Genomic DNA, 26,268 nt, shown 5'->3' with positions numbered 1-26,268 from the left:
TTTATCTTGTACCTGTGGTAATAGATTGGGCGCTCAATATTCCTTGTTATCGCTCCACATCGCCGGATTGAAACGGATGACCCGATTGCGCCCCTGGTCCTTGGCCTGGTACATCGCCACGTCGGCAAACTTGACGGCCTGCCAGAAGGTGTCGCTGTCGGTCGGGAAGTCGGCAATGCCAATCGAGATTGTCTTCTGCAGCGTGATGCCGGCGATCTGGACTTTCAGGCCTTCGACGGCGAGGCGGATTTTTTCGGCGACGTTGTCGGCGGCGTGGCCTTCGCTGTCGACCAGGATGATCAGGAACTCCTCGCCGCCGTAGCGAATGACCAGGTCGGAAGCCCGCACCGACTGCTTGAGCAGCGAGGAGAGGGCTTTCAGTACGGCATCGCCGGCATCGTGGCCATAGGTGTCGTTGACCATCTTGAAGTAGTCGAGGTCGAGCATCAGGATGGCGACGTGGGTGCGTTTGCGCTGTACGCTGGAAACCAGCGTCTCGACGTATTCCTCGAGGAAGCGGCGGTTGTTGAGGCCGGTCATCGGGTCGCGCAGCGTCGAGTCGCGGAGGTTTTCCATCAGGCGCTTGGTTTCGAGGACCGGCGCCGTTTCGCGCAGGTAAACGTTGATGAAGGGCACCTTGGCGAGCAGATCGGCAGCGTTCTCCGGGGTGGTCACCAATTGCACGACACTGCCGACGGCGCCGGACTGGATGACCGGGAAGCAGACATGGTGGCGTTCGCCCAGTTCCGTTGGTGGCCGGAACGAGTAACAGATGTCGGCGCTGGTGATGCTGTCGACGACGTGGCCGGTACGGCGGACGCGGCAGGCTTCGGGGCGGATCAGGATCTGCGGGTCGCACCAGCGGCAGGTGTCGGCCAATTCACCATCGACCATGATGGCCTTCATTTGCTTCTTGTTGGTGCTGACTTCGTAAAGCGAGAATTCCTTGAGCTTGAATTCCTGCTGCAGGGCGACGGAGAGGCGCTGGTAGATCTCGATCTTGACTTCGTCTTCCTCGATGGCCTGCTTGAAGTGGGCCGCCTTGGTCAGGCCGTCGACCATGTCGATGGTCGCCGTCAGCAGGTTTTCACCGGGGGCCGGGGTGCGCTCGGTGAGGCGGGCGACGTTGGTGCCGATGCGGTTGAGGCCGTCGTCGAGGAAGGTCAGCAAACGGTTCATGTCGGTCGCGATCTGGCCGATTTCATCGTTGGTTTTCTTCTCGACATGCGCCTTGAAATCGCCGCGCAGGGCGCGCTGGACAGCTTCTTCGACGGCAATGGCGGTGTCCGAGATAGGGCGCAGCAGGCGGCGCAGCAGGAGTACCAGGAGCAGGGCAAAAAAGGCTACGGCAACGCCAATGCCGGCCACCGTGAACAGCGCCTTGTCGCGCAGTGCTTCGAGCGACATGCTCATGCTGACGGCGCCAAGCACGGCGCCTTCGCTGACCTGGTGGCATTGCAGACAGTTGGGGTTGCCATTCGCCGTGGCGATGTAGGGAATGACGCCGCGGAAAAGCGTTTCGTCGCCTTGCGTGACGAGTTCGAAGCGCGGTTTGCCTTGCACGAGGACCTGGCGCTCCAGGTCGTCGGCTGCCGCTTCCTGACTCAGGCCCTTGCCGAACTGTTTTTCGACTTCCGGCGAACGGATGACCCGGGCCGATTTCAATCCCTGGACTTCGACCAGTCGGCGCAGAAAGCTTTCGCGCTTGTCGATGACGCCGTTGATCATCGATTCCGTCAGGTGCACGCGGACAATTTCACCGGCGGTCCGGATGTGATCGGTCGCCGAGGCAATGGAAAAGTTGCGGAAAGCGTACAGGCTGATGGCAATGAGAACCGCCAGCAAGCCGGCAAAAATACTGACGAAAAAGAAAGTGACTTTTGCGTTGAGGTTCATGGCGGTGTTTTCCGGACAGGGAAATTTTCAGTGCGTGATTATGGCCCAACGAATATGCGGAGCAATCCGGGCTTGAACGATTTGAGTTGGAGATGGAGAGGTGTTTGATCAAGGTCAACTTGGGCGGCGGCAGAGAGCATCCAAGGTCTTGAATATCATCAAAAAGTGATAATCGGATTTCATTTTTGGCCGATTTTTCCCGTTGACCGTAGCCATTGGTTATTTGCGTCCCGGATTCCCTCGTTGGTCACGGGATTGTCCTGGCAAGGTCAGGGCAATATCCGCAGCATGTCGACAAAGGCTTTCAAGCCGGCCGGCATCAGTTTGCGGCTCGGGTAGTACAGGTAGAAGCCGGGAATTTCCGGGCACCAGTCGTCAAGCACTGTTTTCAGCCGGCCGTCGGCTACCGGCGCCGCCGCATACTGGGCATAAACATAGGCCAGCCCGAGGCCTTGTTCTGCGGCCGTGATCATCAGCGGCATTTGGCTGGTGGCGAGCGGCCCGTCGACCTCGATTTCAAACTGCTCGCTGCCGCGGGCAAATTCCCAGCGATAAAAACTGCCGTTGGGGAAACGGATGCGAATGCAGCGGTGCTGCTGCAATTCACGCGGGCAACTTGGTGTGCCGTGCGCCGCCAGATAATCGGGCGAGGCAACCACGACAAAACGCTGGGCCGGGCCGAGCGGCACGGCCACCATATCCTGCTGCAGACTTTCGCCGAAGCGGACACCGGCATCGAAGCCGGTGGCGACGATATCGACGAAGGCATCCTCGGCCACCAATTCGATGCGCATGCCCGGGTTGGCTTCCAGAAAGCGCCCGAGCATCGGCGCCAGGACCAGCTCGCAAGCGGCACGCGGCGCGTTGATGCGCAGCGTGCCGAATGGCGAGTCGCGAAAGGCATTGACCTCGTCCAGCGCGCCGTGGATGTCCTGCAAGGCGGGCGACAGCCGGTCGAGCAGGCGTTGGCCGGCCTCGGTCGGCGCCACGCTGCGCGTTGTCCGGTTAAGCAGGCGGACACCGAGCCGGGCTTCCAGACCGCGCAAGGCATGGCTCAGGGCTGAAGGTGAAACGCCAAGTTCGGTGGCCGCCTTGCGAAAGCTGCGCAAGCGCGCCACGGCGGCAAATGACTGGAGATCGGCAAGACTGGCGGGGTTCATGATTGATGAGAATAGCTCAATAGCCTATCAAGCAGTATGCGGATTGTTGCACAGTTGGCCCGGGAGTAGGCTGCTTGCTGTCATATCCCCAACCCTGCAACGGAGAACAACATGCAAAATATTCTGGCCGACCTGTCGGGCAAAACCATCCTTGTCACTGGCGCCTCGTCCGGCATCGGCGCCGCCACTGCCCTGGCCCTCGGCCGGGCCGGGGCCAAGGTGGCACTGGCAGCCCGCCGTCTGGATGCGCTTGAAAATCTGGTGATGCAGATTCGTGCTGCCGGCGGCGACGCCATCGCCATCCGGACCTATGTCACCGTCGAAGCCGATATCCAGAACGCAGTGGCGACGACCGTCGCCCACTTTGGCAGACTGGACGGCGCCTTCAACAACGCCGGTGTGCTGGGCAAGGTGGCGCCCATCCACGAATTGACCAGCGCCGATTTCGCCGAAGTCATGCAGGCCAACGTATACGGCGTGTTCTGGTCGCTCAAGTATGAAATGGCAGCGATGCTGAAAACCGGCGGCGGGTCCATCGTCAATACCGCCTCCATCGTTGCCCAGATCGGCTTCGCCAATTTTTCGTCTTACACGGCCAGCAAGCATGCCGTACTCGGGCTGACCCGCAGTGCGGCGCTCGAAGGTTTTCAGCAGGGCATCCGGGTCAATGCGGTCAATCCCGGACCGATCGTTACCCCGATGGCCGAAATCGGTTTCGGCGGTCTGGAAAATCTGGAAGCCACGCTCAAGACCAGTCCGGCCGGGCGTCCCGGTCAACCCGAGGAAATCGCCAAGCCCGTGCTCTTCCTGCTTTCCTCCGCTGCCAGCTACATCAACGGTCAGGGCTTTGCCGTCGATGGCGGCTACACGGTTCAGTAAAGGGCGATCAACATGCAAACACGCTTTCTTGGTCGACAACAGCAGCCGGTCTCCGCCATCGGACTCGGCTGCATGGGGATGAGCGAGTTCTATGGCGCCAGCGACGATGCCGAGTCCTTGCGCACGCTAGCTCGGGCGCTCGAGCTCGGTATCAATTTCTTCGACAGCGCCGACACCTACGGATTTGGCCACAATGAAAGCCTGCTCGGCCGCTTTCTCAAGGAGGGCGGCCCGGCGCGCCGGCAACAGGTGGTGATTGCCACCAAATTCGGCATTGTCCGCCAGCCCGGCAAGTACGAGCGGCACATCGACAACAGCCCGGCCTACATCCGGAGCGCCTGCGACGCCTCGCTGCAACGTCTCGGCGTTGAGCAGATCGACCTCTATTACTGCCATCGACGCAACCCGGAAGTGCCCATCGAGGAAACGGTGGCTGCCATGGCCCAGTTGGTCGCGGCTGGGAAAGTCCGCCAGATCGGCCTTTCCGAAGTCTCTGCCAAGACGCTGCGGCAAGCTTGCGCAGTGCATCCGATTGCCGCCGTGCAAAGCGAGTATTCCTTATGGACGCGCGAACCTGAGCGTGAAGTGCTAGCCACTTGTGCCGAGCTGGGCACGACTTTCGTCGCCTACAGCCCGCTCGGCCGGGCCTTCCTGACCGGCGCCGTGCACCGCGAACAATTGGCCGAGGGCGATTTTCGCAAGCACAACCCGCGTTTTGTCGGCGAGGCGGAAAAAATCAACGGTCAACTGGTTGCCGAACTTGGTCGCTTCGCCAGCGCCCGCGGCCTGACCAATGCTCAGGTGGCGCTCGCCTGGCTGCTCAGCAAGCAGCCGCATGTGGTGCCGATTCCGGGAACCCGGCGTATTGCTTATCTCGAGCAGAATGCGGGCGCCGTCGATGTGCTGCTGAATGAGGCAGAAATCGCCGAACTCGACCGGATATTTGCCGCCGAGCGGGTGGCCGGTGCGCGTTATCCCGAGGCCGGCATGGCGGGCATCGAATAAGGCGTTGCCGGAAGGGCTCTGCTCATGCAACGTTCTTTCGCTGGTCGGGTCCGGGAATGCCCGCTGAAATGATCGTTACTGCCAAAAACGACGGCCCGTCTTCGCTGCGGGCCGTTGTTTCTATGCCAGTTCCGCCGCCCCTTTCCAGAAGCGCACGGCCAGCGCGCCCAGTGCTGTGAGCCCCGCCATGCCGGTCACGGCAACCCAGCCCCACTGACTCAGCAACAGGCTGCCCAGCGCCGCACCACTGGCCATGCCGATGAACATGCCGACGAAGAGAACGGCGTTGAGCCGGCTACGAGCGCCCGGCTCGATGCTGTAGACGATGGTCTGGTGGGCGATCAGGCTGGCCTGGACGCCAAGGTCGAAGCCGACGGCACCGAGGCCGAGCAGCCAGAGCTGGGCGCTCGGTGAAAGCAGCGGCGCCAGCGACAGGCCGGCGAAAGACAGGGCGCTGAGCCCGCAGCCCAGCCGCGTCACCAGCTCGGGGCCACGCCGGTCGGCGAGATGGCCGGCCAAGGGAGCGGCCAGGGCGCCGGCGGCACCGGCCAGGCCGAAACTGCCGGCGACGGCGCTGCCGAGATGGAAAGGCGCATCGTGCAACATCACCGCCAGGGTGGACCAGAAAGCGCTGAAGCCGACCGCCAACAACCCCTGGGCGAGGGCGGCGCGACGCAGCGCGGCATGGCGCAGCCAGAGCGTGCGCAGCGAGCCGAGCAGGGCGCCGTAGGAAAGATCGGTGGTCGGCGCGAATTTTGGCAGGCCCTGCCAGGCGGCGATGCCGATCAGCGCAATGCTGGCCGCGGCGACGATGAAAATCGCCCGCCAGCCGAAATGTTCAGCCACCAGGCCGCTGACCACGCGTGACAGCAGGATGCCCATGAGCAGGCCAGTCATCACCGTACCGACCACCCGGCCGCGCTGGGCCAGCGGCGCGAGCGTCGCGGCGGCTGGCACGATGTCCTGGGCCAGCGTCGCCGTCAGCCCGATGGCCAGACTGGCGGCCAGCAGCCAGGCGATGGAGGGCGCAAAACCGGCGAGCAGGAGTGCCGCAATGAGCAGGCCGGCCTTGATCAGAATGATGCTGCGTCGGTCGTGGCGGTCGCCGAGCGGGGCGAGCAGCAGGATGCCGAGGGCGTAACCGAGTTGCGTCAAGGTCGGCACCAGGCCGATAGCGCGGTCTGAAGCGCCGATGTCGGGGCCGAGAATGCCAAGAATGGGCTGGCTGTAATACAGCGTCGCCACCGCAAAACCGGCACCGGCCGCCAGCAGCAGGATCAGGCGCGGCGCCAGCGGCGCAGTTTGACTACTTTCATGCGTATTTTGAATGGAAGACATGTTGTTCACCGTGCTTGCTGTCGATGTCTGGCATTCTGGTTGGTTGTGGATGCGAACGGTAGTATCGTTGCCGGCACATTCGTTATACGGTGAACGTATGAGCAAGCCTGATTCCGATCAAAAGCATGTTGTCGCCGCTGCGCCAGATCTGTCGTCTTCGGCGGTCAGCGGTGATCGCATCGAACTGATGCAAACCTTTGTCCGCATCGTCGAGGCCGGCAGTCTTTCCGCCGCCGCTGCACAGATGGGCATGACGCAGCCGACGATCAGCCGCCGCCTGCAGGCCCTTGAGCGCTCGCTCGGCCTGCGCCTCTTGCAGCGCACGACGCACGCCATGCGTCTGACCGTCGACGGCGAGCGCTGCTACGAGCGGGCGCGCGAGTTGCTGGGCAGTTGGGCCGCCTTCGAGTCCGATCTGCGCGGCGCCGGCGACGAGCCGGAGGGCATCCTGCGTGTCGTGGCGCCGCATGCCTTCGGCCAGGAGCGCCTGGTCAGGCCGCTGGCCGATTACCTGAAGCGCTATCCGCGGATGAGTGTCGAGTGGTTGCTGCACGACGACCGCTCGATCCAGGACTACATCGCGGCCGGCATCGATTGCGCCATCCAGGTCGGCGAGGTGACCGATCCCGGTCTGGTTGCCATCCGCCTCTCTGAGGTGCCGCGCATTGTCGTCGCCGCGCCGGATGTCCTGAACGGTGCGCCGCCGCCGGGCACGGCACGCGAACTGGCCGCCTTGCCCTGGCTCGCGCTGCGCACCTTCTACCGCAATGAAGTCAGCCTGAAGCATCTGGCAACGGGGGCGGTTGAGCGCGTGCCGATTACGCCGCGCTTCAGTACCGACAGCTTGTACGCCCTGCGCAGTGCCGCCCTGCTCGGTCTGGGGGCCTGCGTTGGCTCGGCCTGGGTTCTCGCCGACGACCTGGCCAGCGGCCAACTCATTCACCTGACGCCGGAATGGCAGGCCGCCGCCTTGCCGGTCAGCCTGGTCTATCCCTACGCCCGCTTCTATCCGGCCCGCCTGCGCTGTTTCATCGACATCATGCGTCAGGCCATGCCGGGAGTGCTGGCTGGGGCGGCTGTGGTTTGAGTAAAGGGGTTGGCAAATCGAGCCCGGATGGCGGAGCTATCCTTGGTCAGGATAATTTCAAAATTGGCCAAAATTTCCGGTTGACCGTAGCGGTTCGCAGTTTACGAATGGCGAACACTGTTTGGACTGGATTTTAGGCGCCAACGAAAAACGCCGGGTTTCCCCGGCGTTTTTCTTCCAGCTTCTCTGTCGAGGTTGGGCGTCTGATGCGCCTCTCTCGGGTACTGCTTATTCCATCGCCTCGTACAGCGGCAGGGTCAGAAATTCCGGGTAGTCCGGGGTCAGCGACATCTTGTCGAAAATCACGGCGGCCTGATCGTAGGTGGCGGTGTCTTCGCCCTGGGCCGAGACAGTCGCCTTCACCTTGGCCAGTTCCTCGGCAATCATCGGGCGGACCATGTCTTCGGTGACCTTGCGGCCGTCGTCGAGAACGCCCTTCGGCGAAACGACCCACTGCCAGACCTGCGAACGGGAGATTTCGGCGGTGGCCGCATCTTCCATGAGGTTGTGGATGGGCACGCAGCCATTGCCGGCCAGCCAGGAACCCAGGTAATGGATGCCGACGTTGATGTTGTTGCGCAGGCCGGCTTCGGTGATCGGTTGTTCCGGCTTGAAGTCGAGCCACTGGGCCGGGCCGAACTTGCCTTCGACCTGCTTGCCGAACTGGTTCGGCTTGTCGCCGAGGACCTTGACGAACTCTTCCATGGCGATCGGCACGAGACCCGGGTGGGCCACCCAGCCGCCGTCGTAGCCGTCGTTGGCGTCGCGGGTCTTGTCGTGGCGGATGCCGGCCAGGGCCTTTTCGTTGGCGACCGGATCGTTCTTGATTGGGATCAGGGCCGACATGCCGCCCATCGCCGGGGCGCCGCGCTTGTGGCAAGCCTGGACGAGCGCCAGGGCGTAGGAGCGCATGAAGGGCACTTCCATGGTGATGGCGCCGCGCTGGGCCAGGCAGAAGTCCTTGTTCTTCTTGAACTTCTTGATGCACGAGAAGATGTAGTCCCAGCGACCGGCATTCAAACCAGCCGAGTGCTCGCGCAGTTCGTAGAGGATTTCTTCCATCTCGAAGGTGGCGAGGATGGTTTCGACCAGCACGGTGGCCTTGATGGTGCCTTGCGGCAGGCCGATGTGGTCCTGAGCCATGACAAAGATGTCGTTCCACAGGCGGGCTTCGAGGTGGCTTTCCATCTTCGGCAGGTAGAAGAAGGGGCCGGCGCCGCGGGCGATCTGTTCCTTGGCGTTGTGGAAGAAGACGACGGCGAAGTCGAAAATGCCGCCGCCGACGCGCTGGCCATCAACGAGCACGTGCTTTTCGTCGAGGTGCCAGCCGCGCGGACGAATCTGCAGGGTGGCGATCTTGTCGTTGAGCTTGTATTCCTTGCCGTTCTCGCCCTTGAAGGAGAGTTCGCGGCGGATGGCCTTGTAGAGGTTGATCTGGCCCTGGATCTGGTTGTCCCAGTTCGGGGAATTGGAGTCCTCGAAGTCGGTCATGTAGGAATCAGCGCCGGAATTGAAGGCGTTGATGATCATCTTGGCTTCGACCGGGCCGGTGATTTCGACGCGACGGCAGTGCAGGGCCGGCGGCACCGGGGCAACCTTCCAGTCGCCGGCGCGGATGTGGGCGGTTTCCGGCAGGAAGTCGGGCATTTCGCCGGCATCGATGCGGGCCTGACGGGCAACGCGGGCTTTCAGCAGTTCCTGGCGGCGCGCTTCGCAGGCGCGGTGCAGCTTGGCGACCAGTTCGAGGGCTTCGAAGGTGAGGACGGATTCGTAACCCGGCTTGATCGGACCGGTGATTTGCACGCCTTGGGGCAGGTTGAGGGCCATGAGGAACTCCTGAGTGAAGGATGAATGGATGTTGCGCTGCAGCGGATTCTATGACTCTTCTATAAGACTTGAAAGACGGATAGAATCAATTCATCTTTTACTTTAGGTATCAAATGGACCGCCTAAAACAGATCGAAGCCTTCGTTTCGGCCGCTACTCGGGGCAGTCTCTCCGCGGCGGCGCGGGTCGAGGGCGTCACGCCGGCGATTATCGGCCGGCGGCTCGATGCGCTCGAAGCGCGGCTCGGCGTCAAACTATTGCTGCGCACCACGCGCAAGCTGACCATTACTTTCGAGGGCCAGGCGTTTCTCGAAGATTGCCAGAAAACGCTCAACGATCTGGCCAATGCCGAGGCGGCGGTGTCGCTGGGCAGCGTGCGGGCCAGCGGCCAGCTACGGGTGTCGGCGCCATCCGGCTTTGGCCGACGCCATGTCGCTCCGCTGGTCGGCGATTTCATGCTGGCCAACCCGGAAGTACGGGTCAATCTGAACCTGAGTGACCGTCTGGTCGATCTGGTTAATGAAAACATCGACTGCGCCATCCGTATCGGCGAATTGACCGATTCCAGCCTGATCAGCGTCCGCCTCGGCGAGATGCGCCGGATGGTCGTCGCCAGCCCGGCCTATCTCGTTGCTCGTGGCGTGCCGCGCCAGCCGGCCGATCTGGCTAACCACGAATGCCTGTCGCTCGGCCAGCAGCGCGGCTGGGTCTTTCGCGATCCGGATAGCAATCAGGTCGATACCATCAAGGTTGGCGGCAGTTTCGAATGCAACGACGGTGCAGTGCTGCATGAATGGGCGCTGGCCGGTCGTGGCCTGGCCTGGCGCTCGCTGTGGGAGGTTGGACAGGATTTGAAGGAGGGGCGGCTGACGTCGGTGCTCGACGCCTGGCAGGCGCCGCCGATGGGCATCTACGCCGTTTTTCCGCAACGCCGGCATCTGCCACTGCGGGTCAGGCTGTTCATCGATCTGCTCAAGGAAACCTACAGCCGGCCGAGTTATTGGGAACTGCGCTGAGGTTGCCATGAAAACCCCCGTCTATCGTGGCCTCGGTATCCTTTGTGTCGTGCTCGGCGTGATCGGTGCCGTGCTGCCCCTGTTGCCGACAACGCCTTTCCTGATCCTCGCCGCCTATTTCTTCGCCCGCTCGCATCCGGAATGGGAGGCCAGGTTGCTGGCACACCCGAGCGCCGGGCCGGCCATCCGTGCCTGGCGCGACCATGGCGCCATTCCTCTCGTTGCCAAGCGGCTGGCGACGGTTCTCATGGCGATCAGCGCCATCGGCGGCTGGTTGGGCCTGCCGGAGCCGTGGTGCTATGTGCCGCTGGTCGTTGCCGTCACGGTGTTGAGCTGGATGTGGACGCGGCCATCGGTTTGAGCATTTCAATTTTGGCCGTTTTTTCGGGTTGACCGTAAGAGTCATTGTTCGGAAATGAAAAAGGCCGACACCTCGTGAGTGTCGGCCTTCGTTTGCCGCCCGGTCGGGCGGCAATTCAAAGCTGTGAGCTTCTTAGTGGAACTGTTCTTCTTCGGTCGAGCCGGTCAGTGCGGTGACGCTGGACTTGCCGCCCTGGATGACGGTGGTGACATCGTCGAAGTAACCGGTACCAACTTCCTGCTGGTGCGAGACGAAGGTGTAGCCACGGTCACGAGCAGCGAATTCCGGCTCCTGAACCTTCTCGACGTAGGCCGACATGCCGCGCTTGGCGTAGTCCTGGGCCAGGTCGAACATGTGGTACCACATGTTGTGGATGCCAGCCAGGGTGATGAACTGGTACTTGTAACCCATGGCGCCCAGTTCCTTCTGGAACTTGGCAATGGTGGCGTCGTCGAGGTTCTTCTTCCAGTTGAAGGAAGGCGAACAGTTGTAGGCCAGCATCTTGCCCGGGTGAACCTTATGCACGGCTTCGGCGAACTTGCGGGCGAATTCCAGATCCGGCGTGCCGGTTTCGCACCACACCAGATCGGCGTAGTCAGCGTAGGCGATAGCGCGGGAGATGGCCTGGTCCAGACCCTTCTTGGTCTTGTAGAAGCCTTCAGCGGTACGCTCGCCAGTCAGGAACGGCTTGTCGTTTTCGTCGTAGTCGGAGGTCAGCAGGTCAGCTGCTTCGGCATCGGTACGGGCGATAACCAGGGTCGGCACGCCATAGACGTCAGACGCCATACGGGCAGCGATCAGCTTCTGGATGGCTTCGGTGGTCGGAACCAGAACCTTGCCACCCATGTGGCCGCACTTCTTGACGGAAGCCAGTTGGTCTTCCCAATGCACGCCAGCAGCGCCAGCGCGGATCATGGCCTTCATCAGTTCGTAGGCATTGAGCACGCCACCGAAGCCGGCTTCAGCGTCAGCCACGATCGGCAGGTGGTATTCAACGTGACCAGCATCGCCGGCGTTGATGTTCTTCGACCACTGGATTTCGTCGGCGCGGTTGAAGGCGTTGTTGATGCGCTCGACAACCTTTGGCACGGAGTCAACCGGGTACAGGGACTGGTCCGGGTACATGGCGGCGTATTCGTTGTTGTCAGCAGCAACTTGCCAGCCGGACAGGTAGATCGCCTTGATGCCAGCCTTGGCTTGCTGAACGGCTTGACCGCCGGTCAGGGCGCCCAGGCAGTTGACGTAGGGGGTGTTGTTGACCAGATCCCAGAGCTTCTCGGCGCCGCGACGGGCCAGGGTGTGCTCGACCTGGAAAGAGCCGCGCAGGCGGACGACGTCAGCAGCGGAGTAGCCGCGCTTGATGCCCTTCCAGCGGGGGTTTTCAGCCCAGTCTTTTTCGAGGGCGGCGATTTGCTGTTCGCGAGTGCTCATGTGAATTCCTCAGGTAATTTGGTTTGGGGGTTTCGGCGAAGAACCGGGTGTCTATGGTGCAGTGCCGATGGAGGAAAGTATAGTGATTTTTCTGCGAGGCAGCAACAGTCTTATATAAGACATAAGACAAAATTATTTTAAATAAAAACAGCGAGTTGCATTCATATTTTCACGATGCAAAACGCTGTTTGTTTTTATGAAATGAAATTGCGCTGCGTCAGCACAAAGTTTTGCTGCTGACCAGAACACCATCTTCGTCGGCGTAGAGATATTCACCCGGGGTAAATGTCACGCCGCCAAATGTCACGGCAATATTCTTGTCGCCGACGCCCTTCTTGAGTGTTTTCTGCGGATGCGTGTTGAGCGCGCGCACGCCGATATCGATGCCGTTGATGTCGCCCGAATCCCGGATGCACCCGTATACAACGACCCCGGCCCAGCCGTTCTTGGCCGCCAGAATGGCCAGTTGGTCGCCAACCAGCGCACAGCGCAGCGAACCGCCGCCATCGATGACGAGAACCTTGCCCTTACCGTCCTCGGCAAAGGCTTCGCGGACCAGCGAGTTGTCCTCGAAAATTTTCAGCGTGACGATCTCGCCAGAAAAGCTGCTGCGGCCGCCGTAACGCTGGAACATCGGGGCGACGACGCGAACGGTCTTGCCCAGTTCGGCTTCGAATTCGTCACAAAGGTCAGGGGTCTTGAAGGTCATGCTGGAGTCCTCGAAATAAAAAAGCCGTGCAATGTTGCACGGCTTTTGGGGTGGATGGCAATCGTTCAGACGGTGGCTTCGGCTTTTTCTTCCTCGAAATCGAGTTTGATTTTGCCGTCCTTGTCGAGGTCGACCGTGACCCGGCCACCACTCGACAGCTTGCCGAACAGCAACTCGTCGGCCAGGGCCGAACGGATCGTGTCCTGGATCAGCCGGGCCATCGGACGAGCACCCATGAGCGGATCGAAGCCCTTTTCGGCGAGCAGTTCCTTCACCGCGTCGGTGAAATGGGCTTCCACCTTCTTCTCGTGCAACTGCTCTTCAAGCTGCATGAGGAACTTGTCGACGACACGCAGGATGACCTCGTGATCGAGCGGGCCGAAGGATATCGTCGCATCCAGGCGATTGCGGAACTCCGGCGTGAACAGACGCTTGATCTCGACCATTTCGTCGCCGGTTTGCTTCGAACTCGTGAAGCCCATGCTGGATTTCTGCAAATCAGCAGCGCCGGCGTTGGTGGTCATGATGATCACCACGTTGCGGAAATCGGCCTTGCGCCCGTTGTTGTCGGTCAGCGTGCCGTGGTCCATGACCTGCAACAGGATGTTGAAGATGTCCGGATGTGCCTTCTCGATTTCGTCGAGGAGCAGCACACAATACGGCTTCTTGGTCACGCCCTCGGTGAGCAGGCCGCCCTGCTCGAAGCCGACATAGCCCGGCGGCGCGCCGATCAGGCGGGAAACCGCATGGCGTTCCATGTATTCGCTCATGTCGAAACGAAGCAGTTCAACGCCGAGGCAGTAGGCCAGTTGCTTGGCAACTTCCGTCTTGCCGACGCCGGTCGGGCCGCTGAACAGGAAGGAGCCGATCGGCTTGCCCGGATTGCCCAGCCCGGAGCGAGCCATCTTGATGGCCTTGGCCAGCGCGTCGATGGCCTTGTCCTGGCCAAAAACTACAGCCTTCAGGTCTCGATCCAGGTTCTTCAGCGCGCCGCGATCATCGAGCGTGACATGCTGCGACGGGATGCGGGCGATCTTGGCAACGATCTCCTCGATGTCTGTCTTGTTGATTACCTTCTTCTGCTTTGATTTCGGCAGGATGCGCTGTGCTGCGCCTGCCTCGTCGATGACGTCGATCGCCTTGTCCGGCAGATGGCGGTCGGTGATGTAGCGGGCAGCCAGTTCGGCGGCCGACGAAATCGCCGTGGCCGAATATTTGATGCCGTGGTGGGCCTCGAAACGGGCTTTCAGGCCCTTGAGGATTTCCACCGTTTCGGCGACCGAAGGTTCATTGACGTCGATTTTCTGGAAACGGCGGGACAGGGCGCTGTCCTTCTCGAAAATGCCGCGGAACTCGGTATAGGTCGTCGCGCCGATGCACTTGAGTTGCCCCGAAGAAAGCGCTGGCTTGAGCAAATTGGAAGCATCCAGCGTGCCGCCGGAAGCCGAACCAGCACCGATCAGGGTGTGGATTTCGTCGATGAACAGGATGGCTTGTGGGTTGTCCTGCAAGGCCTTGAGAACGCCCTTCAGGCGCTGCTCGAAATCGCCGCGATACTTGGTGCCGGCCAGCAACGAACCCATGTCCAGCGAATAGACATTGGCCTTGGCGAGGATTTCCGGTACCTCGCCTTCAACGACCTTGCGGGCCAGTCCTTCGGCAATGGCCGTCTTGCCAACGCCGGCTTCGCCGACCAGCAGCGGGTTGTTCTTGCGGCGCCGGCACAGGGTCTGGATGACACGCTCCAGTTCCTTGTCGCGGCCGATCAGCGGGTCGATCTTGCCCTGCAGTGCCAGCGCGTTGAGGTTGATCGTGTATTGCTCAAGCGGCCCGGCTTCAGCTTTTTCGCCGTCGGTTTCAACTTCGCCTTCTGGCGCGGCCTTGGCTTGCTGCGGCACCTTGCTGATGCCGTGCGAGATGTAATTCACTACGTCGAGCCGCGTCACACCCTGCTTTTGCAGGAAATAGACGGCGTGCGAATCCTTCTCGCCGTAGATGGCAACGAGCACGTTGGCGCCGTTGACTTCCTTCTTGCCCGAAGACTGGACGTGCAGGATGGCGCGCTGGATGACGCGCTGGAAACCGAGCGTTGGCTGGGTGTCAATGTCGTCCTCGCCGGAAACGGTCGGCGTGTGCTCGTCGATGAAATTGGTCAGATCCTTGCGCAGCGTGTCGGTCTTGGCGCCACATGAGCGCAAGGCCTCGGCCGCAGAAGGGTTGTCGATCAGCGCCAGCAGCAGATGTTCGACGGTAATGAACTCGTGGCGTTTTTGACGCGCCTCGACGAAGGCCATGTGCAGGCTGACTTCGAGTTCCTGGGCAATCATCAATTTTCCTCCATGATGCAGGCAAGCGGGTGTTGGTGCTGGCGTGCGAATGCAATGACCTGTTCAACTTTGGTTGCAGCGATGTCCCGCGGGAAAACTCCGCAGACGCCACGACCCTCGTTATGAACTTTGAGCATGATTTGCGTTGCTTGTTCAGTATCCAGAGAAAAAAAACGTTGCAGCACGGTGATTACAAAATCCATGGGCGTGTAATCGTCGTTCAACAACAGTACCTTGTACATCTTCGGCGGACCCAGCTTGCTGCGCTGTGCCGCTAGTTGTCCGCCTTCCTGTGCCTTTGTCGCCATGCGCTCGATTTTATACAGTCCGTCTTAATCCGCAATATAAAACATTGGGGCGAATTGGTTGATTTCCAGATCAGGGCCGAGATTTGTCATGCCCTGATTTGCTGCGGCGCCGCATCGAAACTTGTTGACGATAAAATTCAACTGGCGTAGAAAGCAATCGTGTTTGGCTTCTAGCTGTATCGAGGTTGCTGTAATGCACCGGGTCACTGAGTTCAAACAGGGAGTCGGGGAGACCCGTAAATTTGTTCGTCTTTTGTAAGAAAGTTGCAAACATGGCAATCGGTACAGTCAAGTGGTTCAATGATTCCAAGGGTTTTGGCTTTATCACTCCTGATGATGGCAGCGAAGATCTCTTCGCACATTTCTCCGCCATCAACATGAATGGTTTCAAGACTCTGAAGGAAGGTCAAAAAGTTTCCTTCGACGTCGTGCAAGGCCCCAAGGGCAAGCAGGCTTCCAATATCCAGAGCACCTAAGCTTCGGATAAGAGCGCGTTAAAAAGCCCGTCTGGTTTCAGGCGGGCTTTTTTCATTTACATGATCAGGAAATATTCAGGCGACAGTGATTTCGTCCTGACGCCGGTCGCCGCTATTGTCCGCCCAGGCCACCGACAGCTTGTCACCTGCCTTGATGCCGCGCGCCTTGAAGGTGAATAGCGGGTTTCTGGAAATCGATGTGTTGAGTTGTCCATCGATAATTGGTTTTCCATTCAGGCTGACCGTGAAGGTCTGGATGAAGTGCATTGGAATGCTCTGCCCCTTGTCGTCCTTGCGCTGCCCGGTTTCCATCGGGTGCTGCATGAGGATGCGAATGTCGGTGACTTCACCCTGGTTCTGGGCGCGAATCTTGATTTGATCTGCCATGCTCAGCCTCCACATCCGCCAAGCGTTACCTTGATCTCGCGAAAGGCAACGTAGGACTTCCCATCCGTTGTTTTAGCCACGGCCCGGACGCGCGTAGTTTCGGCCATTTTGAGCTGGGCTCTCACGTAAGGCAGGACCGGGCCGGAGAATTCGATGGCCGAGCACAGCGGCATCGGGTTCTTGTCGGCAAAGATGGCCAGGCTGCGGGTGTTGGCGATATTGCTTGTGATCTCGACTTCCACCTTTGCACCGTTTTCGGCGATCTCCGGGGCGTTGATCACGATGTCACGCGATTCGGGGGCATTGGCGCTGCCGTAAGCCTTGAGCGCGTCATTGACATTGCGGGCGGTGAAGGCGTTCTTGTTCCACTCGGCGGCCAGGACGCGGGTTGGCATGAGCAGGCCGCTGCCGATCAAAGGTGATAACAGGGCGGCCGAGACGCCGCCTTTGAGGAATTTTCTGCGCAGTTCGGACATGATCTTGGCGGGAGAGTTATTCGGCGACCCAGTGGCCAGATTTGCCGCCGGCTTTTTCAAGCAGACGGATGTTTTCGACGCGCATGCCACGGTCGACGGCTTTGCACATGTCGTAAATGGTCAGCAGACCAACCGATGTTGCGGTCAGTGCCTCCATTTCGACACCGGTTCGCCCGAAACATTCTGCGACGACTTCGCAATGAACTGCATTTTGGGCTTCGTCGATGGAAAAGTCGGCAGTGACGCGGGTCAGGGCGATTGGATGGCAAAGCGGAATGAGGTCGCCGGTGCGTTTGGAGGCCTGAATGGCGGCGATGCGGGCGATGCCCAGGACGTCGCCCTTTTTGGCGGAGCCGGCGCGAATCAGCGCCAGGGTTTCGGGCTTCATGAAAATGCTGCCGGCGGCGCGGGCGACACGGGCGGTTTCGGCCTTGGCGCCGACGTCGACCATATGGGCCTGGCCGGCGTTGTCGAAATGAGTCAGAGTCTGGTGGGTCACGGGCGTTACGATTGGTTACGATGCGCCGGAAGGGCGGTTATCGGGGCTGCGGTATCATAGCACCATGCACCTGAGCCAACGATTCATCGCCGCCCTTCTCGCCTGCACGCTGACTTTGCAGCCCGTAGCAGCCGATGAGTTGCCGGAGTTGGGCGATGCGGCCAGCAACGACTTGTCGCTGAGTACCGAGAAGAAAATTGGCCAGCAGATCATGCATGAAATCCGCTGGCGCGAGCCGTCATATCTCGACGATGCCGATGTCGAGGCCTATCTGAATCAACTGGGTGGTCAACTGGCGGCAGTCAGCAATGATCCCGGTTTCGGCTTTTACTTTTTCCCGATCAACGATCCGAACATCAACGCCTTTGCCATGCCCGGCGGTTACATCGGGGTGCATACCGGGCTGATCGTGTCCGCCCAGACGGAATCGGAGCTGGCTGGCGTGCTTGGGCATGAAATATCGCATGTGACGCAGCGCCATATCGCGCGTCAGGTGTTCCAGTCGAAGCAGATTGGCATGGCGTCGATGGTGGCGATGGCGCTGGCCCTGCTGGCTGCGCGCTCAAGCGGGCAGATGGCCGGTGCGGCGATTGCGACAACACAGGCCGGGGCGATTTCGGCCCAGCTGGCCTTTTCCCGGGATTTCGAGCGGGAGGCTGACCGGCAGGGTTTCGATATCCTGCGCAAGGCGGGTTTTGACGTGCGCGGCATGGGCGTGTTTTTCGAACGCCTGCAAAAGTCCGTTCGCCTGTACGAGAACAACGCGACGGCTTACCTGCGCACCCACCCGCTGACCGGCGAGCGTCTGACCGACATGCAGAATCGCGAGCAGGCGGTGCCTTATCGCCAGGTGGCGGACAGCGTCGATTTCCAGCTGGTGCGGGCCAAGGTTCGGGCCATGCAGGGGCGGCCGGTCGATGCGGTGAAGGATATGGCTGGCTTGTTGCGTGAACGGAAGTTTGCTTCCGAAGCGGCCATTCGTTATGGCCTGGCCTTCGCGCTCTATCGAAATCGCGATTGGCCGGGGGCTGAGCGGGAGATTGGAACCATTCGTAGCCTCGGGGTTTCAGCTCCGATGCTGGAGCACTTACGGGCCGATATCCGGATGGCGCAGGGCGACGCAGCGGGGGGGCTGACGATTTATCGCGATGCGATGGTGCGTTTCCCGCTCAATCAGGGCCTGCTCTACGGCTATGGCGCGGCCTTGCTCAGCGCGCGGCGTTATGACGAGGCGCTGCGTTTCGTTGAGGCGCGCCTGGGTAACACCCCGGACGATGTCCGCTTGCACAAGATGCGCGCCGAAAGCTACGCCGGCCTGGATAAAAAGGCCATGCAGCATCGGGCGCTGGCCGAGGTTTTTGCCTTGCAGGGGCAGACGGCGGGGGCGGTCGAGCAATTGCAGCAGGCGCAGAAAGCCGGCGACGCCAATTTCTTCGAGATGTCTTCGATCGACGCGCGTTTGCGCGAAATGAAGCAACGGCTGATCGATGAACTCAAGGAAAAGCGTAATTAATCGAGGTAAAATCGTGCCTCTAATCCATTTGGCCGAATGAACATGGAATTTAATCGCGATCTCGACGTTAAGGGGCTGAACTGCCCGTTGCCCATCCTGCGTACCAAGAAGACGCTTGCCGAGATGGAGTCAGGCCAGATTCTGCGCGTGCTGGCGACCGATCCTGGTTCCCTGAAGGATTTTCCGGCTTTTGCCAAGCAGACCGGTAACGAGCTGGTTGAGCAAAAAGAAGAAAATCGCGTTTTCGAGTTTTACCTGAAGCGCAAATAAACCCTGAATTCACCGCACTTTTCGAGGACAGGCGGGCGCCGGCTGGCGAACCCGCCGCTTGGCGCTTCGATGGGCTGATTGATTGCCTTGAGGTCAACGATGCGGCCTCGCTGAAAGCCGTGTTGCTGGCGCTGCAGGATGATCCGCAGTGGACAGTCGTTGCGCTCGACTATGAACTGGGCTATCTGCTCGAACCCAAGTCGGCGCCGGTTGACTGGCAACCCGGCGGGCGACCGCTGGCCCGTTTCTGGCGGTTCTCGAAACGGATTTCGCTGCCTTCGGCCGAAGCTCAGGCCTGGTTGGAGCTGCTTGGCCATGGCGTGGCTGGTGTCGGCGGCTTGCAGCCGGCGATTGATGAAGAAACCTATGTTCTTACGGTCAACCGGATAAAACGGCTAATTTTTGAAGGTGACTGCTATCAGGTCAATTTCACCTTCCCGCTCAAATTCGAATGGTTTGGTTCGCCACTGGCGCTCTATACCCGACTGCGCGAGCGGCAGCCGGTTCGCTACGGCGGATTCGTTGGCGATGCCCGGCATGGCTTGCTTTCGCTGTCGCCCGAACTGTTTCTCGAACGCTGTAGCGACCGGTTGCTGACCAAGCCGATGAAGGGCACGGCGCCCCGTAGCGCGCCGCCTGAGCAACTGCGCAATTCGGAAAAAGACCGGGCGGAAAACCTGATGATCGTCGATCTGCTGCGCAACGACCTCGGCCGTGTCGCTGACCTGGGCAGCGTCGTCGTCGACCGCTTGTTCGATATCGAGGAATACCCGACGCTTTGGCAGATGGTGTCGGAGGTTTCGGCCGATGTCGGCGGGCGGAGTTTCGGCGAAATCCTGCGCGCCCTGTTTCCCTGTGGTTCGATTACCGGGGCGCCGAAAATCCGCGCCATGCAGATTGCGGCCGAACTGGAAAACACCGAGCGCGGCATTTACACCGGGGCGCTCGGTTGGTTGGCGCCGGATGGCGATTTTCGCCTCAACGTCGCGATTCGTACGCTGGAACTGGGCGCCGATGGCCACGGCAAGCTGGGCGTTGGCAGTGGCATTGTTGCCGATTCGCAGCCGGAAGCCGAGTGGCAGGAATGCCTGCTCAAGTCCCGTTTTCTGGGCGACTGTGATCCCGGCCTGCTATTGATCGAAACGCTGCGCCGCGAAGACGGGCAATATCCGCATCTGGCCGGGCATCTCGAACGTTTGCGCCGGTCGGCGGCATGGCTGGGGTTTGCCTGTGACGAAACACGTGTTGCTGAATTGCTGGCTGCACAGCCCATTGCCGGTACCTGGCGGGTGAGGCTGACTCTGGCGAAAGATGGCTGCATCGATGTCCAAGCCTTCCCGCTGGGCGTCGAACCGAGCGGGACGCGCCATGCCGTGCAGGCCGCCGCGGCCATCGAATCTGGCTATCCGCTGCGTCGCCACAAGACCACGGACCGGGTGCAGTACGACGCGGCACTCAAGGCGCTGGACGGCGATCCGCAACTTTTCGACGTGGTTTTTTTGAATGAACGTGGCGAAGTTGCCGAAGGGGCGCGCAGCAATGTCTTTGTCGTGCGCGACGGTGTCTTGCTGACGCCGCCACTGGCCAGTGGCGCCTTGCCCGGCGTTTTGCGGGCGACGTTGCTGGCTGATGGCCAGGCTCGCGAGGCCGTTTTGTGGCCGGAAGATCTGGCCGATGGTTTCTATCTGGGAAACGCCCTCAGGGGGCTGGTGCAGGTATCGCTACGGTCAACCGGAAAAATTGCCTGATTTTCAAATTTGGCCGTTTTTTCCGGTTGACCGCAGGAATGCCGGGCTGGCTGTCAATCAGCTGCGCAGCCGGCGCAAATAAAGGCCGAGCATCGAGAATAGTGCTGCCGCGATGCCGTAATAGAAGGCCTTGGGGACATCGACATCCTGATAGTCAAGCAGGATCGGCACTTCATTCTCGACCGTGTAACGGATCGTTGTCTGGAAGTGCCAGGATGAAGCCTTGACCTCGAAAACGCCGTTTTCGATCTTCCACTTGAGCCAGTTGGCTTCTTCCTGGATGTCGCCGGCCGGCGCGCTTGGCGTCAGCGTGGTGTACAGGCCCTTGGCCTTGGCGTCGGCCAGGTCCTTGTAGGCGAAGCCGCAGGGTTCCTTGTTGGCGCAGATGGCGACGACGCGGAATTCAGGCTTCCAGACATCGGTCTTGTCCTTCGGCCACGAAATCATGAAAGCGACGCTCCAGGCGCCTACCAGCGCCGAAAAGATCATCAACGCGATGAAGATCTGCGAGAGGATGCCGCGTTTGTCTTGGGACATGTAAATCCTTTTTAGTTACCCAGCTTGGCAAGTTGGGGCTTGAGTTGTTCCAGCGTCGCCGTGAAGTCGGCCACCCGCTGTTTTTCCTGATCGATCACTGCGGCCGGGGCGCGGGCGACGAAACCTTCGTTGGCGAGCTTGCCCTGGGCAATCGAAATCAGCTTTTCGAGCTTCTCGATTTCCTTGGCGAGGCGCACGCGCTCGGCGGCTACGTCGATTTCCACCTTGAGCATCAGGCGGGTTTCACCGACCACGGCAACCGGTGCCATGGCATCGGCCGGCATGTCGGAAACGATTTGTACCTCGGAGAGCTTACCCAGAGCTTGCAGGATGGCGGCAAATTCAGAAATCTCGGCGCCGCCACCGGCAACCAGCAAAGGCATGCGCAGGGCGGGCGAGACATTCATCTCGCCACGCAGGTTGCGGGTCGCGTAGGCCAGGGCCTTGAGGCGCTCGACCTTGGCTTCCGAAACCGGGTCGATCTTGTACTCCTCGGCGCGCGGGTAGGCGGCGAGCATGATCGACTCGTGCGTCTTGCGCCCGGCGATCGGCGCCACGGTCTGCCACAGCTCTTCGGTGATGAACGGGATCAGCGGATGGGCTAGGCGCAGCACGGCTTCCAGCGTGCGCACCAGCGTCCGGCGGGCGCCGCGCTGCTGGGCGTCGTTGCCGGTCTGGATCTCGACCTTGGCGATTTCCAGATACCAGTCGCAGAACTCGTCCCAGATGAATTTGTAGATGGCCTGAGCGACCAGGTCGAAACGGTAGTCGGTGAAGTGCTGCTCGACTTCCTTCTCGACGCGCTGCAACTGGCTGACGATCCAGCGGTCGGCGAAGCTGAATTCGAGCGGGACTGAACCGCCGCAGGCCGGGCCGTTCTGCTGGTGTTCGAGGGCTAGGTCGTGGCCTTCGACGTTCATCAGCACGAAGCGCGTGGCGTTCCACAGCTTGTTGCAGAAATTGCGGTAGCCGTCGCAGCGATTGAGGTCGAACTTGATGTCGCGGCCGGGCGAGGCGAGGCTGGCAAAAGTGAAGCGCAGGGCGTCTGTACCGAAGGAAGCGATGCCTTCCGGGAATTCCTTCTTGGTCTTCTTGGCGATGCTCTCGGCTTGCTTCGGGTTCATCAGGCCGGTGGTCCGCTTTTCGATCAGTGCATCGAGGCCGATGCCGTCGATAAGGTCGATCGGGTCGAGCACATTGCCCTTGGATTTCGACATCTTCTGGCCTTCGCCATCGCGGATCAGGCCATGCACATAGACGTGCTTGAACGGGATCTGGTCGGTGATCTGCTTGGTCATCATGACCATGCGCGCGACCCAGAAGAAGATGATGTCAAAACCGGTGACCAGCACGGTCGACGGCAAATATTGCTGCAAAATCGGATTGGCCGCGTCGATGGCCTCGTCGCCCGTCCAGTCGAGTGTCGAGAACGGCCACAGGGCGGAGGAGAACCAGGTGTCGAGGACGTCTTCGTCACGTCGAAGCCCTTTTTGTTGCAGAGCTTTTGCAGCATCGGAGGCTATGCTTGATGCCTCTGCGTTACCTTCTAGTTCTTCAGTAATTGCTCTTTGCTCGAGTTCAGCTATGGTTTTCAGAAGCTGATTTCTAGCTTGCTCTTCGGTATGAGCGACATAAACATTTCCAAGTGCGTCGTACCATGCTGGAATCTGGTGGCCCCACCACAGCTGACGGGAAATACACCAATCCTGAATGTTGTTCAGCCACTGGTTGTAGGTATTGACCCAGTTTTCCGGGTAGAACTTGATTTCGCCGGAATGGACGACGTCGAGCGCCTTCTCGGTGATCGACTTGCCGTCGTCTCCCGGCTTCGACATGGCGACGAACCACTGGTCGGTGAGCATCGGTTCGATGACGACATTGGTCCGGTCGCCGCGTGGCACCTTGAGCTTGTGCTTGTCCGTCTTTTCCAGAATGCCGAGGGCTTCAAGGTCGGTGACAACGGCCTTGCGCGCTTCAAAACGATCAAGGCCGATGAGGTTCTTCGGCAAATCAATGCTGTCTCGCAGGCGGCCATCTGATCCATAAACTGTTGCGACCCTTGGAACGATGCCGTCTAGGTCCAACACAGTAATCATCGGCAGACCGTGGCGCTGGCCGACGGCGTAGTCGTTGAAGTCGTGGGCCGGCGTGACCTTGACGCAGCCGGTACCGAATTCGAGATCGACGTAGCTGTCGGCGATGATCGGGATTTCGCGATCGGTCAGCGGCAATTTCACCATCTTGCCGATCATGTGCTTGTAGCGCTCGTCTTCCGGATGAACCATCACGGCGGTGTCGCCGAGCATGGTTTCCGGACGGGTCGTCGCCACCACCAGGCTATCCGAGCCATCAGCCAGCGGATAGCGGATGTGCCACATGAAGCCGTCTTCTTCTTCCTGCACGACTTCGAGGTCGGAAACGGCCGTGTGCAGCTTCGGATCCCAGTTCACCAGGCGCTTGCCGCGGTAGATCAGGCCTTCGTTGAACAGGCGGACGAAAGTTTCGGTAACGACCTTGTTGAGGCCGGCATCCATCGTGAAGCGCTCGCGCTTCCAGTCCGGGCTGGTGCCCATGCGGCGCATCTGTTTGGTGATGGTGTTGCCGGAGTATTCCTTCCATTCCCAGACTTTTTCGAGGAACTTCTCGCGGCCGAGGTCGTGGCGGGAAACGCCCTGGGCGTCCAGTTGGCGCTCGACAACGATCTGCGTCGCGATGCCGGCGTGGTCGGTGCCTGGCTGCCACAGCGTGTTGTGGCCGCGCATCCGGTAGTAACGGGTCAGCGCGTCCATCAGCGTCTGGTTGAAGCCGTGGCCCATGTGCAGCGTGCCGGTCACGTTGGGCGGCGGCAGCAGGATGCAGAAGTTTTCGTCAGCTGCCTTGCTGCGGTCAACGCCGGCAGCGAAGTAATTCTGGGCTTCCCACTCGGGGTACCAGCGGCGTTCGATATCGGCTGGTTCAAAGGCTTTGGCGAGTTCCATGGGCTTGTCGGAAAAGGGGGAAACCCATGATTATACCCGCGATTGCCGGGGTGCCCCTCGCGCTAGTTCGTTGTTTCCATGATCGCCGTGCCCCAGGTTGATGTCCGGTAGCCGAGCGGTTTCCACAGGTGTTTCCAGGGCAACTCGATGATGGCCGGAGGCACCAGCGCATGGGCTGTGCCAGCGGCGGTGCGCAAGTCGGCCGGTATCTCGGCGTTCTTGTCGGAAACCGGCCAGACGAGGGCGATTTTTTGGCCGTTGCTGGCCGCGGGGTTTTCCGGAACAGGCAGGCTGGGCATGACGACGCGCGCATCCGGGAAAAAGCGCCGGAGATTGCCGCCGACGTGAGGGTCATTGACCATGATGGTTCCCCGGTCAAATCCCTGCTCGCGCAGCTTCTCGGCCAACTCGGTGTAGGGGACGCCCCAGCGGCAGCGCGAGCAGAAGGGCTCATAGACGAACAGGTTGCCGCTGCGCACGGCATAGGCGGTGATCGTGAAACCGAGCAGGACGGCCATGAAGACTTGCACGCGGCGTGGCTTAGGGTTGGTTTCCCGCGCCTTCTCGGTCAGCCAGGGGATGGCGATGACGAGCATCGGCAGGATGCTGTGCACCGCATAGTTCGAGCGCGAATAGAGCAAGCCGTTGAAGAGGACGAGTCCGCTCAGTTCGATCAGCAGAATGTGGAGCAGAAACAGCTTTGGGTCGAAGATCAGCGGATCGGTCGAACGAAGTCGGGATTGCCTGAAAATGGTCCGGAAAATGGCCGGAAAGACCATCGGCAGGATCACGATGTAGGGCGACAGGACGAGCAGCGGAAACGTGAAGGCATCGCGCAGGCCAGCGGCTATACCGGGCAGTGAGTGGGCGGGGATTTCCGGCAGCAGGTTTGTGCCCAGGGCGATAACCCGCTGCGGGTCGGCTGCAACCCAGAGTGCGTAGGGGGTCACGATCAGCAAGGTGACCGGTAGCATTGCCAGCATCGGCAGCGAGAAAACCGTTTTCCGCATGGACGCTTGCAGCCAGGCGGCCAGCAGCGTGGCGAACAGGGCAAAGACGTAGATATGTTCGGTGAGCAAGCCCAGCCCGATCAGCGTGGCCAGCAGCAGGTAATTGCCACGACTCGGCCGATCAACAAGGCGAAAGATTGCCCAGACGGTAGCGACAGCCAGCACCATGGCGCCGACGCGATGGGTGAAACCTTCGTGAAAACGCCAAAAAATCTGGTAGACCGTGGCCATTGATTCGACGGCAATGAACGCCCACAGCGCACTTTGCGTGACTTTTCGCGTTATTTGAAAAAGGCAGCCGGCCATGGCGACCAGCAGGGCGTACTTGAGTAATAGGAAGCCTTGCAGGCCGCTGCCAAAAACCTGCTGCACTAGCCACAGTGCCCAGTCGTAGAGAGGGCCATGCTGGGCGTTGTAGCCCGGTGCGAGGGTCTGGGCGATCAGATTGTCGAGCGGGTCGTCTTCGCCGAGATTGCCTGACGAGAGCAGGCGGGTCAGGGCGTGAATCGAGGCGTAAATCGCAACGAGTACGATGACGCCAGGCAGCGTGTAAGGAAAGCGGGGGGCCGCCGTCGAGGCGGAAGCGAATGAATTGCTCGGGTTCATGGGGTTTTGGGTGGCGGCCTGAAGGGCCGCGATCAGGGACTGGCTAACTGTTCTCGATCATTTCCTGTTCGGCCAGAAAGTCCCTGATGGTCGAACTGATAATCTCGGGTAGGGCAGCCTTGATGCGGTCCTCAATGCGGCCGGTGAGTTCGCGAATAAGCTCGTCACGCAAACCCGGATCGATGGTCGAGGGTGCTTCCGGTGCTATCTGCAGGGGCGTGTCGGCCACTGCTTCGACGGCGACTTCGATCGGTTCAGGAACGGCTTCCATTTCCGGCATCGGCTCAACTTCGGTCAAAACGGGAATGTCGTCAAAGTCGTCGACGCTGTCGGTGAGCACCGGTACATCGTCCAATTCGCTGTCTGTCTGGCGTCGGCGATGCATCAGGGCATCGGCTCGGGCAATGATGGGGCTGGGCACGCG

24 protein-coding genes are annotated in these 26,268 nt (G+C 60.5%); 9 read left to right on the top strand and 15 right to left on the bottom strand.

Going from position 1 to position 26,268, the window contains the following annotated elements; all coding sequences use genetic code 11:
* Positions 1-33 precede the first annotated feature (33 nt).
* Both KI613_RS15205 and KI613_RS15200 read right to left on the bottom strand, forming a co-directional pair.
* Positions 34-1,896 (bottom strand): sensor domain-containing diguanylate cyclase, encoded by a 1,863-nt coding sequence (locus tag KI613_RS15205; RefSeq protein ID WP_226400909.1) that lies wholly within the window; start codon positions 1,894-1,896, stop codon positions 34-36.
* Positions 1,897-2,165: 269 nt separating this feature from the next.
* Entirely contained in the window at positions 2,166-3,056 is an 891-nt protein-coding gene (locus KI613_RS15200) for a LysR family transcriptional regulator (protein WP_226400908.1), read from the bottom strand.
* A 111-nt stretch (positions 3,057-3,167) separates the two neighbouring features.
* Between KI613_RS15200 and KI613_RS15195 the strand changes: the two genes are divergently transcribed.
* Both KI613_RS15195 and KI613_RS15190 read left to right on the top strand, forming a co-directional pair.
* The gene (locus tag KI613_RS15195; RefSeq protein ID WP_226400907.1) at positions 3,168-3,935 is read left to right on the top strand and encodes an SDR family NAD(P)-dependent oxidoreductase; all 768 of its coding nucleotides are present in this window, start codon (positions 3,168-3,170) and stop codon (positions 3,933-3,935) included.
* Between the two features lie 12 nt (positions 3,936-3,947).
* Entirely contained in the window at positions 3,948-4,940 is a 993-nt protein-coding gene (locus KI613_RS15190; protein ID WP_226400906.1) for an aldo/keto reductase, read from the top strand.
* Positions 4,941-5,060: 120 nt separating this feature from the next.
* Here KI613_RS15190 and KI613_RS15185 read toward each other — a convergent pair whose 3' ends face one another.
* Positions 5,061-6,278 (bottom strand): MFS transporter, encoded by a 1,218-nt coding sequence (locus KI613_RS15185; RefSeq protein WP_226400905.1) that lies wholly within the window; start codon positions 6,276-6,278, stop codon positions 5,061-5,063.
* 97 nt (positions 6,279-6,375) lie between these two features.
* Here KI613_RS15185 and KI613_RS15180 point away from each other — a divergent pair, with 97 nt between their 5' ends.
* Positions 6,376-7,365 (top strand): LysR family transcriptional regulator, encoded by a 990-nt coding sequence (locus KI613_RS15180; protein WP_226400904.1) that lies wholly within the window; start codon positions 6,376-6,378, stop codon positions 7,363-7,365.
* Between the two features lie 228 nt (positions 7,366-7,593).
* Here the strand turns inward: KI613_RS15180 and aceB are convergent, their stop codons facing one another.
* Positions 7,594-9,192: a malate synthase A gene (aceB, locus tag KI613_RS15175; protein ID WP_226400903.1), complete on the bottom strand. Its 1,599-nt coding sequence runs from the start codon at positions 9,190-9,192 to the stop codon at positions 7,594-7,596.
* A 113-nt stretch (positions 9,193-9,305) separates the two neighbouring features.
* Here aceB and KI613_RS15170 point away from each other — a divergent pair, with 113 nt between their 5' ends.
* Positions 9,306-10,208: a LysR family transcriptional regulator gene (locus KI613_RS15170; RefSeq protein ID WP_226400902.1), complete on the top strand. Its 903-nt coding sequence runs from the start codon at positions 9,306-9,308 to the stop codon at positions 10,206-10,208.
* A 7-nt stretch (positions 10,209-10,215) separates the two neighbouring features.
* Positions 10,216-10,569 (top strand): YbaN family protein, encoded by a 354-nt coding sequence (locus KI613_RS15165; RefSeq protein WP_226400901.1) that lies wholly within the window; start codon positions 10,216-10,218, stop codon positions 10,567-10,569.
* 132 nt (positions 10,570-10,701) lie between these two features.
* On the opposite strand, the gene aceA is transcribed toward KI613_RS15165, so the two are convergent.
* The 4 genes from aceA to clpS form a co-directional block, all read right to left on the bottom strand.
* The gene (aceA, locus tag KI613_RS15160; protein ID WP_226400900.1) at positions 10,702-12,000 is read right to left on the bottom strand and encodes an isocitrate lyase; all 1,299 of its coding nucleotides are present in this window, start codon (positions 11,998-12,000) and stop codon (positions 10,702-10,704) included.
* Between the two features lie 217 nt (positions 12,001-12,217).
* Entirely contained in the window at positions 12,218-12,709 is a 492-nt protein-coding gene (gene rraA, locus KI613_RS15155) for a ribonuclease E activity regulator RraA (RefSeq protein ID WP_226400899.1), read from the bottom strand.
* A gap of 65 nt (positions 12,710-12,774) precedes the next feature.
* The gene (gene clpA / locus KI613_RS15150; RefSeq protein WP_226400898.1) at positions 12,775-15,036 is read right to left on the bottom strand and encodes an ATP-dependent Clp protease ATP-binding subunit ClpA; all 2,262 of its coding nucleotides are present in this window, start codon (positions 15,034-15,036) and stop codon (positions 12,775-12,777) included.
* Positions 15,036-15,344: an ATP-dependent Clp protease adapter ClpS gene (clpS, locus tag KI613_RS15145; RefSeq protein ID WP_226400897.1), complete on the bottom strand. Its 309-nt coding sequence runs from the start codon at positions 15,342-15,344 to the stop codon at positions 15,036-15,038. The genes clpA and clpS overlap by 1 nt, the downstream gene beginning before the upstream one ends.
* Before the next feature lie 272 nt (positions 15,345-15,616).
* Here clpS and KI613_RS15140 point away from each other — a divergent pair, with 272 nt between their 5' ends.
* The gene (locus tag KI613_RS15140; RefSeq protein ID WP_066880803.1) at positions 15,617-15,820 is read left to right on the top strand and encodes a cold-shock protein; all 204 of its coding nucleotides are present in this window, start codon (positions 15,617-15,619) and stop codon (positions 15,818-15,820) included.
* A gap of 75 nt (positions 15,821-15,895) precedes the next feature.
* Here the strand turns inward: KI613_RS15140 and soxZ are convergent, their stop codons facing one another.
* From soxZ to moaC, 3 genes are read right to left on the bottom strand one after another with little or no spacing between them, the layout of a single operon-like run.
* The gene (soxZ, locus tag KI613_RS15135; RefSeq protein WP_226400895.1) at positions 15,896-16,207 is read right to left on the bottom strand and encodes a thiosulfate oxidation carrier complex protein SoxZ; all 312 of its coding nucleotides are present in this window, start codon (positions 16,205-16,207) and stop codon (positions 15,896-15,898) included.
* 2 nt (positions 16,208-16,209) lie between these two features.
* Complete coding sequence (soxY, locus tag KI613_RS15130; RefSeq protein ID WP_226400893.1) at positions 16,210-16,683, bottom strand: thiosulfate oxidation carrier protein SoxY; 474 nt, start codon at positions 16,681-16,683, stop codon at positions 16,210-16,212.
* Positions 16,684-16,699: 16 nt separating this feature from the next.
* Positions 16,700-17,134 carry a cyclic pyranopterin monophosphate synthase MoaC gene (gene moaC / locus KI613_RS15125; protein WP_404827013.1) on the bottom strand — a complete coding sequence of 145 codons (435 nt, stop codon included), beginning with the start codon at positions 17,132-17,134 and terminating at the stop codon, positions 16,700-16,702.
* Positions 17,135-17,246: 112 nt separating this feature from the next.
* Between moaC and KI613_RS15120 the strand changes: the two genes are divergently transcribed.
* From KI613_RS15120 to pabB, 3 genes are all read left to right on the top strand, one after another.
* Positions 17,247-18,695 (top strand): beta-barrel assembly-enhancing protease, encoded by a 1,449-nt coding sequence (locus KI613_RS15120; protein WP_226400889.1) that lies wholly within the window; start codon positions 17,247-17,249, stop codon positions 18,693-18,695.
* Between the two features lie 42 nt (positions 18,696-18,737).
* Positions 18,738-18,965 carry a sulfurtransferase TusA family protein gene (locus KI613_RS15115; protein ID WP_226400887.1) on the top strand — a complete coding sequence of 76 codons (228 nt, stop codon included), beginning with the start codon at positions 18,738-18,740 and terminating at the stop codon, positions 18,963-18,965.
* Between the two features lie 119 nt (positions 18,966-19,084).
* Positions 19,085-20,713, top strand: coding sequence for an aminodeoxychorismate synthase component I (gene pabB, locus KI613_RS15110; protein WP_226400885.1), 1,629 nt, complete (start codon positions 19,085-19,087; stop codon positions 20,711-20,713).
* A 57-nt stretch (positions 20,714-20,770) separates the two neighbouring features.
* On the opposite strand, the gene KI613_RS15105 is transcribed toward pabB, so the two are convergent.
* From KI613_RS15105 to KI613_RS15090, 4 genes are all read right to left on the bottom strand, one after another.
* The gene (locus KI613_RS15105; protein ID WP_226400883.1) at positions 20,771-21,250 is read right to left on the bottom strand and encodes a hypothetical protein; all 480 of its coding nucleotides are present in this window, start codon (positions 21,248-21,250) and stop codon (positions 20,771-20,773) included.
* 11 nt (positions 21,251-21,261) lie between these two features.
* Positions 21,262-24,228: a valine--tRNA ligase gene (locus tag KI613_RS15100; RefSeq protein WP_226400881.1), complete on the bottom strand. Its 2,967-nt coding sequence runs from the start codon at positions 24,226-24,228 to the stop codon at positions 21,262-21,264.
* Between the two features lie 62 nt (positions 24,229-24,290).
* Positions 24,291-25,844 carry a glycosyltransferase family 39 protein gene (locus KI613_RS15095; RefSeq protein ID WP_226400879.1) on the bottom strand — a complete coding sequence of 518 codons (1,554 nt, stop codon included), beginning with the start codon at positions 25,842-25,844 and terminating at the stop codon, positions 24,291-24,293.
* Positions 25,845-25,887: 43 nt separating this feature from the next.
* The gene (locus KI613_RS15090; RefSeq protein ID WP_226400877.1) at positions 25,888-26,265 is read right to left on the bottom strand and encodes a hypothetical protein; all 378 of its coding nucleotides are present in this window, start codon (positions 26,263-26,265) and stop codon (positions 25,888-25,890) included.
* Between the last annotated feature and the right edge of the window lie 3 nt (positions 26,266-26,268).

Origin of the sequence: Ferribacterium limneticum, from assembly GCF_020510585.1 — a bacterium.
In the GTDB taxonomy this organism is placed as follows: domain Bacteria; phylum Pseudomonadota; class Gammaproteobacteria; order Burkholderiales; family Rhodocyclaceae; genus Azonexus.
This window is presented reverse-complemented; position numbering and strand designations above follow the sequence as displayed.

Bases quoted from the DNA above. Each gene is read 5' to 3' on its own strand.
- KI613_RS15165 (WP_226400901.1), top strand. From the start codon at position 10,216: ATGAAAACCCCCGTCTATCGTGGCCTCGGTATCCTTTGTGTCGTGCTC.
- KI613_RS15205 (WP_226400909.1), bottom strand. From the start codon at position 1,896: ATGAACCTCAACGCAAAAGTCACTTTCTTTTTCGTCAGTATTTTTGCC.
- KI613_RS15190 (WP_226400906.1), top strand. From the start codon at position 3,948: ATGCAAACACGCTTTCTTGGTCGACAACAGCAGCCGGTCTCCGCCATC.
- soxY (WP_226400893.1), bottom strand. From the start codon at position 16,683: ATGTCCGAACTGCGCAGAAAATTCCTCAAAGGCGGCGTCTCGGCCGCC.
- KI613_RS15185 (WP_226400905.1), bottom strand. From the start codon at position 6,278: ATGTCTTCCATTCAAAATACGCATGAAAGTAGTCAAACTGCGCCGCTG.
- moaC (WP_404827013.1), bottom strand. From the start codon at position 17,134: ATGGTCGACGTCGGCGCCAAGGCCGAAACCGCCCGTGTCGCCCGCGCC.
- KI613_RS15120 (WP_226400889.1), top strand. From the start codon at position 17,247: ATGCACCTGAGCCAACGATTCATCGCCGCCCTTCTCGCCTGCACGCTG.
- rraA (WP_226400899.1), bottom strand. From the start codon at position 12,709: ATGACCTTCAAGACCCCTGACCTTTGTGACGAATTCGAAGCCGAACTG.
- KI613_RS15105 (WP_226400883.1), bottom strand. From the start codon at position 21,250: ATGTCCCAAGACAAACGCGGCATCCTCTCGCAGATCTTCATCGCGTTG.
- KI613_RS15095 (WP_226400879.1), bottom strand. From the start codon at position 25,844: ATGAACCCGAGCAATTCATTCGCTTCCGCCTCGACGGCGGCCCCCCGC.
- KI613_RS15180 (WP_226400904.1), top strand. From the start codon at position 6,376: ATGAGCAAGCCTGATTCCGATCAAAAGCATGTTGTCGCCGCTGCGCCA.
- aceB (WP_226400903.1), bottom strand. From the start codon at position 9,192: ATGGCCCTCAACCTGCCCCAAGGCGTGCAAATCACCGGTCCGATCAAG.
- KI613_RS15100 (WP_226400881.1), bottom strand. From the start codon at position 24,228: ATGGAACTCGCCAAAGCCTTTGAACCAGCCGATATCGAACGCCGCTGG.
- KI613_RS15115 (WP_226400887.1), top strand. From the start codon at position 18,738: ATGGAATTTAATCGCGATCTCGACGTTAAGGGGCTGAACTGCCCGTTG.
- KI613_RS15170 (WP_226400902.1), top strand. From the start codon at position 9,306: ATGGACCGCCTAAAACAGATCGAAGCCTTCGTTTCGGCCGCTACTCGG.
- clpS (WP_226400897.1), bottom strand. From the start codon at position 15,344: ATGGCGACAAAGGCACAGGAAGGCGGACAACTAGCGGCACAGCGCAGC.
- KI613_RS15200 (WP_226400908.1), bottom strand. From the start codon at position 3,056: ATGAACCCCGCCAGTCTTGCCGATCTCCAGTCATTTGCCGCCGTGGCG.
- KI613_RS15140 (WP_066880803.1), top strand. From the start codon at position 15,617: ATGGCAATCGGTACAGTCAAGTGGTTCAATGATTCCAAGGGTTTTGGC.
- KI613_RS15195 (WP_226400907.1), top strand. From the start codon at position 3,168: ATGCAAAATATTCTGGCCGACCTGTCGGGCAAAACCATCCTTGTCACT.
- clpA (WP_226400898.1), bottom strand. From the start codon at position 15,036: ATGATTGCCCAGGAACTCGAAGTCAGCCTGCACATGGCCTTCGTCGAG.
- soxZ (WP_226400895.1), bottom strand. From the start codon at position 16,207: ATGGCAGATCAAATCAAGATTCGCGCCCAGAACCAGGGTGAAGTCACC.
- aceA (WP_226400900.1), bottom strand. From the start codon at position 12,000: ATGAGCACTCGCGAACAGCAAATCGCCGCCCTCGAAAAAGACTGGGCT.